This is a genomic window from Clostridium sulfidigenes (genome assembly GCF_000732635.1).
GTDB lineage: Bacteria > Bacillota > Clostridia > Clostridiales > Clostridiaceae > Clostridium_J > Clostridium_J sulfidigenes.
Genome location: NZ_JPMD01000088.1, coordinates 1 through 333 on the forward strand (window position 1 = coordinate 1; position 333 = coordinate 333).

1 rRNA gene is annotated in these 333 nt (G+C 33.9%); it reads left to right on the forward strand.

Annotated features, from left to right (window positions below):
* Window positions 1–227: 227 nt before the first annotated feature.
* Window positions 228–333: ribosomal RNA gene (locus IO99_RS18105) — 23S ribosomal RNA — on the forward strand; the annotation flags it as partial.

Here is a 333-nt window from a genome sequence, read left to right on the forward strand (position 1 = left end):
AAACTGGTACTTTAACTCTGTTTAATTTTGAGAGACCAAATGATTAGTTCATTAACTCTCAAAAACATCTTACAATGGTAAGATGGATGTTCTTTGAAAATTACACAGTGAAGATATATTGTTAAACCTTTAAATTTAAAGATAAAACAATTTCGTCAAGAATTTTAATTTGAATTCTTTGTAGAATGAAAATCTAATCTTAATCGCTTAAGATTAGTAAATGAATAGGTCAAGCTACAAAGGGCGCATGGTGAATGCCTTGGCACTAGGAGCCGAAGAAGGACGCGATAAGCTGCGATAAGCTTTGGGTAGGCGCAAATAGCCAGTGATCCA